Here is an 11,111-nt window from a genome sequence, read left to right on the forward strand (position 1 = left end):
AAGTTAATTTCAAATGTAGAAGCTGCATTAGCAATGTAGCAATGCACTTTCTTTTAAGTGTTTGTATAAACAGTTAGCAATTATTAACACGTAATTAAGGCATTCAACTTAACTAAATATCCCTTCATTGGAGAGTAAAAAAATGACTGCTACAAATGGTAAGAGCAAAATTCGTTACGCCGTTGTTGGTTTAGGTTGGTTTGCCCAAGAAGCTGCCTTACCTTCCTTTACCCACGCCGACAACTCAGAATTAGTGGCACTGGTTTCAGATGACCCCACTAAAAACGAGGAACTGAGCAAAAAGTATGGTATAGAGCATACTTACTCCTACGATGAGTATGAGGATTGCTTGGCAAGTGGCGAGGTTGATGCAGTTTATATTGCGTTACCCAATCACTTGCATTGTGAATACACTGTGAGGGCTGCTAATCAGGCAATTCATGTGTTGTGTGAAAAGCCAATGGCAGTGACAGAAGAAGATTGTGAGGCAATGATTAAAGCTGCCAATGATAATAACGTAAAGCTGATGATTGCCTATCGCTTACATTTAGATGAAGCAAATTTACAAGCAGTCGAAATTCTGCGCTCAAAGCAAATTGGTGAACCACGTATTTTCAACTCAGTTTTTAGTCAGCAAGTAGAAGAGGGCAATATTCGTTTACGAGATGTAACTGGTGGTGGGACGCTTTATGATATTGGTATCTACTGCATTAACGCTGCACGTTACCTATTTCAAGATGAACCGATTGAAGTATTTGCTGTTGCTGCCAATAACGGAGAACAACGTTTCAGCGAAGTGGAAGAAATGACTAGTGTTACCTTGCGCTTTCCTAATGAGCGGTTGGCAACATTTACTTGTAGCTTTGGAGGCGCAAAAGTTTCAACTTATCAGGTTGTAGGTACTAAAGGAGATTTGCGAGTAGAATCTGCCTATACTTGGCAGGGAGAACTGAAGCACTACTTGACGATTGATGGTGAAACTCAAGAGCGTACTTTTGAGGCTCACGATCAAATAGCAGCTGAATTTACCTACTTCTCTGATTGTATTCTGCAAGATAAAGACCCTGAGCCATCTGGGACAGAAGGGTTGATTGATGTTTCTATCATTCAAGCTCTTTACAAATCAATTGAGACGGGTAAACCTGTACAGATAGAAACCCGCGATCGCCATCAACGCCCTACTTCGGCTCAAGCTATTGAACTTCCTCCTACTGAGAAGAAGCCAGATTTAATCCATGCTGCCTCACCTTCTGGTGAGTAGGAGTACAGTGTAATACCAATTTGAAAAAAGAATGCGCCAGATAGGTAAGGGCACAACATTGTTGTGCCCTTACGAATAATTGATGTGTCGCAAAGATTATTTGACTTGGTGTAATATAGCGATTTTCCTACATCTAAGGATAAAGACCTCTGTCAGTCAGCGCCTGAGCAACTCTACCCACTCCTAAAGTGTAAGCTGCTAATCTTAAAGAAATTTGCCGCTTCTTAGATTGTTGGATCACTCGATGGTAGGCTTGTACCATCAAATGCTCCATTTCACGGTTGACACGTTCTTCATCCCAGAATACGTAGGAAAGACCCTGCACCCATTCCAAATAACTGACTACCACACCGCCAGCATTTGCCAAGATGTCTGGTAGTACTGTCACACCCCGCGCCTCTAACGCCAAGTTAGCCTCAAGAGTAACCGGGCCGTTGGCTGCTTCTGCGACAACTTGCGCTTGCACCTGATTCACATTTTCTTGTGTGATCTGGTTTTCTAAAGCTGCTGGTATTAAGACATCGCAGGGTAAAGTTAATAAATCTGCATTGCTAATCGGTACAGATTGTGGGAAACCTACAATACTCTTACGGTTTTCAGCAGCGTAGATTTTCAACGCCGGAATATCAAGACCAGCTTCGGAAAATATTCCCCCAGCGCCTGTTGAAACAGCGATAATTTTCGCGCCTGCTTCATGTAGTAATTCAGCTGCGGCACCACCAACATTACCAAAACCCTGAATCGCTACTCTTACTCCTACCAAGGATTTACCTCGATCTGCTAGTGCCTCACGCACAATAATCATCGTGCCGCGTCCAGTTGCCATTTCTCGCCCCAGCGAACCACCGATGGAAAGTGGTTTCCCAGTCACAACTCCTGGTACAGCATGACCGACATTTACAGAGTAAGTGTCCATCATCCAAGCCATTTCACGGGCAGAAGTTCCCATATCTGGCGCAGGAATATCTACGGAAGGCCCAATATCTTTAATCAACTCGCTAATATAACGGCGGCTAATTCGCTCTAATTCGCCAACACTGTAGCGTTTTGGATCTATGGGAATGCCGCCCTTGCCACCACCATAAGGAATACCTAACAATGCACATTTCCAGGTCATCAGCATTGCCAAAGCCGATACTTCGCGCAATGTCACAGCCGGATGATAACGAATTCCGCCTTTATAGGGGCCTAAAACATCGGAGTGCTGTACCCGATGCCCAGCGAGAACCTGTATTTCCCCGTCATCTAGTTTCACGGGAATGGAAACTGTGACAACTTTACGCGGATGGCTGAGGATTTCCAGCAAACCCTGATTTAAATTTAATTCTTTAGCTGCTGCTTCTAAGTAGCTACAGGCTTGGTCAAATGGGCATATATGCGCTGGAGAAGCAGGTTCTAGCGGTAGCGGTGATTTTGAAATCATAAAACTTTCTCCTAATCACGGTATCTTTACGAACCGGATATCATTCTGTAACTAGCTTATCCTTTTTTTGGGAGAAGTGGGAATTTTGTAGTTTTTGTTACAGTTTTATTTTTTCTATTCTGCTATAGGAACTAAGCTAATGCGATCGCTACATTCTGTCCACCAAAGCCAAAACTCAAACATAAAACCTGCCTAATTTTACTGAGGCGTGCTGCTGTAACAATCTCTAAATCAAATTCTGGCTGCTGCAATCCTACACAAGGTGGTAATATTTGATGCTTTAATGCCATGAGAGAAAAAGCAACACCTAATGCTCCCGATGCTCCTAGTGTATGACCTGTACTTCCTTTAGTAGAACTAACTGCCACGCTTTGAGGAAATAAACGCTGGATTACTATACTCTCCATCTGGTCATTTAGCTGAGTAGCTGTACCATGAGCATGAATGTAATCGATATCGCTTGGTGTTAGACAACTACGTTCTAGACATTGTTTGATAGCTGCGATCGCACTTTTCCCTTCAGGTTCCGGTGCATTACTATGATATGCGTCGTTAGTTAAGCCGAAACCGAGAATTTCACCATACACTTTTGCCTGACGCTGTTTTGCCAACTCTGCGGATTCTAAGACAAACACAGCTGCGCCTTCACCCAAAACTAAGCCTTCTCGATGCAAATCAAAGGGATAAGCCCCAGTTTTCGCTAAAGCACCCATCTGCTGAAATCCAGCTAAAGTTAAGGGTGTAATTGGTGCTTCCACTGCACCTGCGATCGCTCGTTGACATTGCCCAGTTTGTATCAGTAAAGCTGCTTGGGCAATAGACCAAATTCCAGTTGCACAGGCTGCCATTGGTGCTAAAACTATTCCTGATGCACCGATTTGTCTTGCAGCTGCGATCGCATTGATATGAGGTAATGTATCTAGCCAATTTCCCAAAGAAGAAACCGACAAATTTGCCGCATCTTCATACATTTGCCGCGCCAGAATTTCCCAAGACGCTTGAAAAGAGCGACTCGATCCAATAACTACAGCACAATCAGCTAAAGGTGAAACTAACCCAGAATCTTGCAAAGCAGAAGCAACAACCATCTGAGTTAACATTGTCAACTCAGATGGTTGTTGAGAAATCAAACCTAGAGGAAGTGGTGAAAGTTCTGGAAATGGTTGATGCAACAGAATTCCAGATTTACCTGCAATCAAATTTTGCCAACTGTCCTCTAAGCTTCCGCCCAAGGCGGAAATTAAACCAATACCAGTGATAACAACCTTTACCAATTTAGGAGTTAATAGTTAGGAGTTAGTAGTTATTTTCCCCCTTCCCCCTTCCTCCTACTGCCCTGGTGTTTTCAGATTTTCAGCCCCTTGGGTGACTTTAGCAGAGTCAATGCGATCGCCTTGCTGAATTTTGTTCACTACATCCAAGCCTTGAGTGACATTACCAAACACGGCGTAGTTCCCATCTAAGAAGCCTAGATCCGCCAAAGCAAAGTAAAACTGAGCAGAAGCAGAATCTGGTGATTGCGATCGCGCCATCGCTACTGCACCCTGTTTATGGGGCAATATGACGGGTTGAGCAGTAGCATCAAAAGGTTTATTGTAAATCGGAGTATCCGAGTCTTTTGGCTTAACTTCTAAAGGTATATAGCGAGCATTTCCCGTTTTTGGATCAATATAGCTACCCGTTCCCAGTCTATCGGCTGGAACTTTCGGGTCTTTGCTTTGGGGGTCGCCCCCTTGAACTACAAACGGTTGTGGTTCGCGTACAACTCGATGGAAAGCTAAACCATCGTAAACACCCTTTTGCACTAAATCTACGAAATTGCCAGCTGTTATGGGGGCATTAGTGCCGTCTACCTCGATAGTAATGGGCGAACCTTTTACCGTCATCACCACGGTAGCCTTGCCTTCAAGACGCGGTAGACCTGCGGTTTCAGGAATATCACTACTAGTTTGAGATATAGACGTTGCTTCAGTAGTCGTCTGGGTAGTTGAGGTAGCTGTCGAGCTTGGAGAAGACGTATCAGAAGCTACCTGCTGTGTTGAACATCCTCCCAGCATCACAGCACCGATAAGCACAAGAGAAAGCAAAAATTGTGAAATTTTTAACCGCATTGCCAGTTACTGATTTAACCAGAGTATCTTATCGTTTTAAGGGGAATTGGGAATGGGGAATTGGGAATTGGGGAAAGACTTGTTTCAAGTTCTCACTTCTTGTCCCCTTGCTTCTTCCCCATTAATCAAAGCCCTTCTAGTGATACTCCTAAAAAGCGGGCTAGCTTTGCGCCTTCTGTTTCCAATTCTGTTAAAGATAAAGGTTGCCCAACCCGTGTTAAGGGTATATCTCGCCGCCCTTTGATGCGTAGATAGAGTGCGCGTAGGGGATTAAGACCTTCTTTTACAGTTATTCGCACGGATTGCACATCTTCTATACGGCTGTCAATCTCAATTCGGCGGTTTTTGCCAGGAAAACCCCAACGGAAGATTTTGATTGTGCCGGTTTCCTTGTTAAATTCGTTGTAACCGCCACCCACATCCAATAAAATCACTAGCCACAAGTATGTGGCTAATAGCAAGCCAGCAATGCCATATAACCCCATCACCAGTCCTTGGGGGACAAATACCAGTTGAGTTGGATCGGAAACTATGAGTAAATTAACTTTTAAATAGCTCGATATCCCAGCCAGTAAAAAGCCGCCTGCTCCCAAGGTAACGATAGTTGCCCAGCTGTAGTTACTGAACCGACGAGAACCGAGAACATTTTGATGCAGGAGGCGATCGCCTTTGTTAATCGTTGTTGATGTCGTCATTGAACTACAATTGCCTGTGAGATACTCGCTGTGAAATACTCGCACACTGAATGCTACTAGACAGAACTTGACTAAATTGAAGGTTAGTTATTCAACTAAAGAACACTTTAGAGGGTCTGCTGCTTGATTATTTTACCAAAGATTGTTGACAAAAACTCGGCTTGCGCTCCTCCCTCCTGCTACCCATATAATTTGTTTGTTAAGGCACGGTTATAATTTTTTTACTCATTGTCCGATAAAAATTCTCCCTTTCCTGCCCCCTGCCTCTTTTTGACCTCTTGGGAATGAGTTACCTACTTACGTCCATCTAGACTAAATTTTCTTACATTTCTGAGAAAAGTTGTGTCAAATTGTAAAATTTCTGATATTCATATTATTTATAAGGTTCGTGTTTCATGCCTAATTTGCTTCTGTGTATCAGGCAAAAACCCTGAGTAGTGTGATAAGTTAAGAATCATTAAGTTACCACAAGCTACATTACTAGCCGATGGTACGTGTAATGGCATAACCCTGAGAAATAATGACTTAACTAGTCAGTAAGCTCTCAGAATCTCAGTTACTTAAAAGCAGTTGAGATTGTCAAAAAAAACGTTAATTCCTCACGGCAATCGGTGACATTGGTTCTCCGTACTGCTTTAGAAACGTTGCAATTTTAGTAAAAAAAGAGGATTTTAGTCCGATGACCATCGCAGTTGGACGTGCGCCCAGTAGAGGGTGGTTTGACGTTCTAGACGACTGGCTCAAGCGCGATCGCTTCGTATTCGTAGGTTGGTCAGGGATACTATTGTTCCCCTGCGCCTTCCTAGCACTAGGCGGTTGGCTGACCGGCACAACCTTCGTTACCTCTTGGTACACCCACGGGTTAGCCTCCTCCTATCTAGAAGGAGCTAACTTCCTAACAGTGGCAGTATCCACCCCCGCCGACAGCATGGGACACTCCCTATTGCTGTTGTGGGGGCCAGAAGCTCAAGGCAACCTCACCCGTTGGTTCCAATTGGGTGGATTGTGGCCATTCGTGGCCCTACACGGAGCCTTCGGTTTGATTGGCTTCATGTTGCGCCAATTTGAAATTGCGCGTCTAGTAGGTATCCGTCCTTATAACGCCCTCGCCTTCTCCGCTCCCATTGCAGTATTCGTCAGTGTATTTCTGATGTACCCCTTGGGACAATCAAGCTGGTTCTTTGCACCCAGCTTTGGTGTAGCGGCTATTTTCCGGTTCCTGCTATTCTTGCAAGGCTTCCACAACTGGACACTCAACCCCTTCCACATGATGGGTGTTGCTGGTGTATTGGGTGGCGCTTTATTGTGTGCTATTCACGGAGCCACAGTCGAAAATACCTTGTTTGAAGACGGAGATGGTGCTAACACCTTCCGCGCCTTCAATCCAACCCAGTCTGAAGAAACCTACTCAATGGTGACAGCAAACCGTTTCTGGTCACAGATTTTCGGGATTGCTTTCTCAAACAAACGCTGGTTGCACTTCTTCATGTTGTTCGTGCCAGTCACAGGTTTATGGATGAGCGCCGTCGGCATCGTCGGTTTAGCACTCAACCTGCGGGCTTATGATTTCGTCTCCCAAGAATTACGGGCGGCGGAAGACCCTGAGTTTGAAACCTTCTATACCAAAAACATTTTGCTGAATGAGGGTATCCGCGCTTGGATGGCTCCTCAAGATCAACCACACGAACAATTTGTATTCCCTGAGGAGGTATTACCACGTGGTAACGCTCTCTAATAGACCAAATATATTAGGCGGCACTGGACGCGACCAAGAATCTACTGGCTTTGCCTGGTGGTCTGGTAATGCGCGTTTAATCAATCTATCTGGCAAACTCTTGGGCGCTCACGTTGCCCACGCTGGCTTGATTGTATTCTGGGCAGGAGCGATGACTTTGTTTGAAGTCGCTCACTTCATTCCCGAAAAGCCCATGTACGAGCAGGGCTTGATCCTGTTACCTCACCTCGCTACCCAGGGTTGGGGCGTTGGTGCTGGTGGTGAAGTTATCGACACCTTCCCCTACTTTGTTGTCGGCGTACTCCACCTAATTTCCTCAGCCGTCCTTGGCTTTGGCGGTATCTATCATGCCGTTCGTGGCCCAGAAACCTTAGAAGAATACTCTTCTTTCTTTGGTTACGACTGGAAAGACAAGAACAAGATGACCAACATCATCGGATTCCACCTGATTATTTTGGGATGTGGTGCGTTGCTGTTGGTTCTAAAAGCAATGTTCTTCGGTGGTTTGTATGACACCTGGGCACCAGGCGGTGGTGACGTTCGGATTATTACCAATCCAACATTGAACCCAGCAGTTATCTTCGGTTATGTAATCAAGTCTCCCTTCGGTGGCGAAGGCTGGATTGTCAGCGTTGATAACTTAGAAGATGTGGTCGGCGGTCACATTTGGATTGCCTTTATCTGTATTGCTGGCGGCGTTTTCCACATTCTTACCAAGCCTTTTGCTTGGTCGCGTCGTGCATCCATCTGGTCTGGTGAGGCTTACCTTTCCTACAGCTTGGGCGCTCTTTCACTGATGGGCTTTATTGCATCCATCTTTGTTTGGTTCAACAACACCGTTTATCCCAGCGAATTCTTTGGCCCTACTGGCCCAGAAGCTTCTCAAGCTCAGGCTTTGACCTTCTTGATTCGTGACCAACGCTTGGGTGCTAACGTCGGTTCTGCCCAAGGCCCCACAGGTCTAGGTAAATACCTGATGCGCTCTCCAACTGGTGAAATCATCTTCGGTGGTGAAACCATGCGCTTCTGGGATTTCCGTGGCCCTTGGTTGGAGCCTCTACGTGGCCCCAATGGTCTTGACTTGGAAAAAATCAAGAACGATATTCAGCCTTGGCAAGCTCGTCGCGCTGCTGAATACATGACCCACGCTCCTCTGGGTTCTTTGAACTCTGTGGGTGGTGTGGCTACCGAGATTAACTCCTTCAACTACGTATCTCCTCGCGCTTGGTTGGCGACTTCTCACTTCGTACTAGGATTCTTCTTTCTAGTTGGTCACTTGTGGCACGCTGGTCGCGCACGGGCTGCGGCTGGTGGTTTTGAGAAAGGAATTAACCGTGATACTGAGCCAGTGATGTTCATGGACGACCTAGATTAGGTTATAAAGTTTCTTTCATCACTGACAACTAAATAATTTAGAGGCTCTTGCATAAAAGCAAGGGCTTTTTTTATAGGAAAATTAGTAATCTGCTGATTAAATTGAGGAACTTACCAAGGTAATTAATACTATGAGCGACTCTAATTTTATTGATGCTTTGCGGTGGACATCTGAAGCTAAAGAAAAATTACAAAATATTCCCTTTTTTGTCCGCGCTCAAGCAAGAGCCAGAATTGAACAGCTGGCTCGTGAAGCAAATCAAGAGATTGTGACAGCCGATTTGGTAGAACAGGCTAGGCTGGAGTTTGGACAATAAAACATTCTGGAGGTCGTAACAATGACAGTCGCCAAGAATCGAGCAGACCGAGTAATGCTTTACGACATTAGCTGGCAACAGTTTGAAAATCTTCTAAAGGGTTTAGGAGAGCATCGGGCAGCACGGTTAGCTTACGATCGCACTACCTTAGAAATTATGACACCTTTACTTGAACACGAATATTACAAAGAGGTAATTAGTATTGCAGTTCAAGACATCGCTGAAGAGTTGGCTATAGACTATGAAAGTTATGGCTCGACTACTTGGAAGCGAGAAAGCCGAATGGTAGGGGTAGAATCAGATAATTGCTTCTATTTCCAGAATGAAGCTGCGATTCGGGGTAGATTGGATCTGGACTTGAAACAAGACCCACCGCCTGATTTGGCACTAGAAATTGATATTACCAATAAATCTCTAAATCGTTTTCCCATTTATGCCCGCCTCGGAGTACCAGAACTCTGGTGTTATGACTCCGGTGAACTCAAGATTTATCACCTGCAAAATGGGGAATATGTCGAGTCAGAGAAGAGTTTAGTGTTTCCTAATTTAGCAATTCGATATCTGCCAAAACTGATTGAGCAAAATCGGGCAGATGGCAGACGCGCAATTCGTCAGGTGGTACGCGAATGGGTGAGAAAAGGCGGCAAGGGTGAACTACCCAGTTAACCTAATTACGAATTACGAATTACGAATTACGAATTACGAATTAGTATTAGCTTCCTCCCACATTCATTGCTGCTAAAAAAGCCTTTTGACTCACATCTCTGTAAACTGTATTTAAATACTTCATTACCACATCACTAGAAGTTGAATTTACTGCATTTTCCTCTTCCTTCGCTAGGGGTATCGCTCCTAATACATCTAATACCATCTCATTAGTGGACGGCGCAATCACTACCAATGATGATTCTAGTGGCTCATTGTATTGCCAGAAAGAATCGATGTTTACCGAGTATTTATTATTAGGAATTGACTCTTGAATATCGGGCGTTTCTGTGGTATCTGGTTTAACCTTGGCACTACGTAATTGTCGTAAATCACTGATAATTTGCTCTTTGGTGCGTCCGCGCAATTGAAATAGTACAAAAGGGTCTTCACTGAAGCGATCGCCTAACTGATAGTACAATGCACCAATGTGTTTACAAGGATTTGCTTTATCAGGACAAGAGCATTTACTCTGGACATCACCAAGGGTAAATGGAAATATCGAAAGACCATTAGCCGTAAATACTTCTTCTATATTTTGTGGCATTTCTCCTGCTAGTAGCTTGGCAGCAAAAATTGCCCTTTGGGACATGGTTTCAATTACATAACCCCATTGTTCATCGCTAAATGGTTCAAGGGAAAGGGAAACTTTATAAGGTTCTACTTCACTGCCTTGCACCCTAGCTAATACTTTTGCACCTTTAAATTCAATACTGAGAACATTTCCTTGACGAGCATAATTTCTTGCACGTTCTAAACGCTTCTTAAAGCGATAGGAATCTAGCAAATCTAGCCATTGTTGTGACCACCATTCTCGACTTGCTTGTAATGTGTAATCAGTCATAAGTCAATTTAGAATTATGGAATGAATGGGTTGATATCATTTTGTGACAGTTATCTCAGACTATGACGTTTCTCGTTGGGAGCATATCAGTTTCGCAAATAGTACGCCTAAAGATTGGGAGTCTGACACTGGGACGGAAAACCTTAAATTAATTACGAATTACGAATTACGAATTATTCCATCCCCGCCTTGCGCCGCAACCGCTCAACCAATTGGCGCGAAAAATCCAAGCCCTTATTACGCAGGCGCTCTTGGATTTTCAGAGCAGCCAGTGCCAAAGGTAGCGCCTCTGTGTAGTGCCCCTCCTTTTCCAGAACTCGCGCCAGACCAGATTGAGCATGAGCCACCAAATCTTGCCGTCCCACTTCCTGCGCCAGGGCTAACCCACGCTCGTACCAAAGGCGGGCTTCTGTAGGGTGATCGCGCTCAAGGGCTAGATTTCCCAAGTTGCCTAGATAAGCTACTTGCATCGCTTTACCACCACGCTTTTCTTCTATCACCAACGCTTGCTTGTAGTAGAATTCGGCGCGATCATATTGTCCCTGTTTTTGGGTAACTCCTCCCAGATCGTTGAGGATGATCGCTTCACATTCTTCATCCTTCAACTCTCGATAAATTGCTAACGTCTCCTGGGACAACCGCTCCT

Annotated in this window: 11 protein-coding genes; 5 read left to right on the forward strand and 6 right to left on the reverse strand. The window is 44.6% G+C overall.

The features are described 5' to 3' along the window. The first annotated feature begins 142 nt into the window (after nucleotides 1-142). A complete protein-coding gene (locus VB732_RS34175) occupies nucleotides 143-1,261 on the forward strand; it encodes a Gfo/Idh/MocA family oxidoreductase (RefSeq protein ID WP_323235258.1) in 1,119 nt (372 codons plus the stop codon). A gap of 133 nt (nucleotides 1,262-1,394) precedes the next feature. Here VB732_RS34175 and VB732_RS34180 read toward each other — a convergent pair whose 3' ends face one another. The 4 genes from VB732_RS34180 to VB732_RS34195 form a co-directional block, all read right to left on the reverse strand. After that, on the reverse strand, nucleotides 1,395-2,684 hold the full coding sequence (locus VB732_RS34180) for a Glu/Leu/Phe/Val dehydrogenase (RefSeq protein ID WP_323235259.1): 1,290 nt from the start codon (nucleotides 2,682-2,684) through the stop codon (nucleotides 1,395-1,397). A gap of 131 nt (nucleotides 2,685-2,815) precedes the next feature. Next, a complete protein-coding gene (locus VB732_RS34185; protein ID WP_323235260.1) occupies nucleotides 2,816-3,958 on the reverse strand; it encodes a beta-ketoacyl-ACP synthase in 1,143 nt (380 codons plus the stop codon). Between the two features lie 54 nt (nucleotides 3,959-4,012). Continuing rightward, complete coding sequence (locus VB732_RS34190; protein WP_323235261.1) at nucleotides 4,013-4,795, reverse strand: peptidylprolyl isomerase; 783 nt, start codon at nucleotides 4,793-4,795, stop codon at nucleotides 4,013-4,015. A gap of 125 nt (nucleotides 4,796-4,920) precedes the next feature. Continuing rightward, on the reverse strand, nucleotides 4,921-5,490 hold the full coding sequence (locus VB732_RS34195; RefSeq protein WP_323235262.1) for a photosystem I assembly protein Ycf4: 570 nt from the start codon (nucleotides 5,488-5,490) through the stop codon (nucleotides 4,921-4,923). Nucleotides 5,491-6,169: 679 nt separating this feature from the next. On the opposite strand from VB732_RS34195, the gene psbD reads away from it, so the two are divergent. From psbD to VB732_RS34215, 4 genes are all read left to right on the forward strand, one after another. Beyond that, nucleotides 6,170-7,225, forward strand: coding sequence for a photosystem II D2 protein (photosystem q(a) protein) (gene psbD, locus VB732_RS34200; protein WP_179066789.1), 1,056 nt, complete (start codon nucleotides 6,170-6,172; stop codon nucleotides 7,223-7,225). After that, entirely contained in the window at nucleotides 7,209-8,600 is a 1,392-nt protein-coding gene (psbC, locus tag VB732_RS34205) for a photosystem II reaction center protein CP43 (RefSeq protein WP_323235263.1), read from the forward strand. The genes psbD and psbC overlap by 17 nt, the downstream gene beginning before the upstream one ends. A 130-nt stretch (nucleotides 8,601-8,730) precedes the next feature. Beyond that, nucleotides 8,731-8,916: a PCP reductase family protein gene (locus VB732_RS34210; protein ID WP_323235264.1), complete on the forward strand. Its 186-nt coding sequence runs from the start codon at nucleotides 8,731-8,733 to the stop codon at nucleotides 8,914-8,916. 21 nt (nucleotides 8,917-8,937) lie between these two features. Beyond that, entirely contained in the window at nucleotides 8,938-9,582 is a 645-nt protein-coding gene (locus VB732_RS34215) for a Uma2 family endonuclease (protein WP_323235265.1), read from the forward strand. Nucleotides 9,583-9,628: 46 nt separating this feature from the next. On the opposite strand, the gene VB732_RS34220 is transcribed toward VB732_RS34215, so the two are convergent. Together VB732_RS34220 and VB732_RS34225 are read right to left on the reverse strand one after the other, a co-directional pair. Further along, nucleotides 9,629-10,465, reverse strand: coding sequence for an SWIM zinc finger family protein (locus VB732_RS34220; protein ID WP_323235266.1), 837 nt, complete (start codon nucleotides 10,463-10,465; stop codon nucleotides 9,629-9,631). 173 nt (nucleotides 10,466-10,638) lie between these two features. Then, on the reverse strand, nucleotides 10,639-11,111 hold a 473-nt coding region (locus tag VB732_RS34225; protein WP_323235267.1), incomplete at its 5' end, for a tetratricopeptide repeat protein.

It is taken from the genome of Nostoc sp. UHCC 0252, from assembly GCF_034931145.1.
Taxonomy (GTDB): domain Bacteria; phylum Cyanobacteriota; class Cyanobacteriia; order Cyanobacteriales; family Nostocaceae; genus Nostoc.

Coding starts and splice junctions, on each gene's coding strand:
- VB732_RS34175 (WP_323235258.1), top strand. CDS start 143: ATGACTGCTACAAATGGTAAGAGCAAAATTCGTTACGCCGTTGTTGGT.
- VB732_RS34180 (WP_323235259.1), bottom strand. CDS start 2,684: ATGATTTCAAAATCACCGCTACCGCTAGAACCTGCTTCTCCAGCGCAT.
- VB732_RS34190 (WP_323235261.1), bottom strand. CDS start 4,795: ATGCGGTTAAAAATTTCACAATTTTTGCTTTCTCTTGTGCTTATCGGT.
- VB732_RS34195 (WP_323235262.1), bottom strand. CDS start 5,490: ATGACGACATCAACAACGATTAACAAAGGCGATCGCCTCCTGCATCAA.
- psbD (WP_179066789.1), top strand. CDS start 6,170: ATGACCATCGCAGTTGGACGTGCGCCCAGTAGAGGGTGGTTTGACGTT.
- VB732_RS34210 (WP_323235264.1), top strand. CDS start 8,731: ATGAGCGACTCTAATTTTATTGATGCTTTGCGGTGGACATCTGAAGCT.
- VB732_RS34215 (WP_323235265.1), top strand. CDS start 8,938: ATGACAGTCGCCAAGAATCGAGCAGACCGAGTAATGCTTTACGACATT.
- VB732_RS34220 (WP_323235266.1), bottom strand. CDS start 10,465: ATGACTGATTACACATTACAAGCAAGTCGAGAATGGTGGTCACAACAA.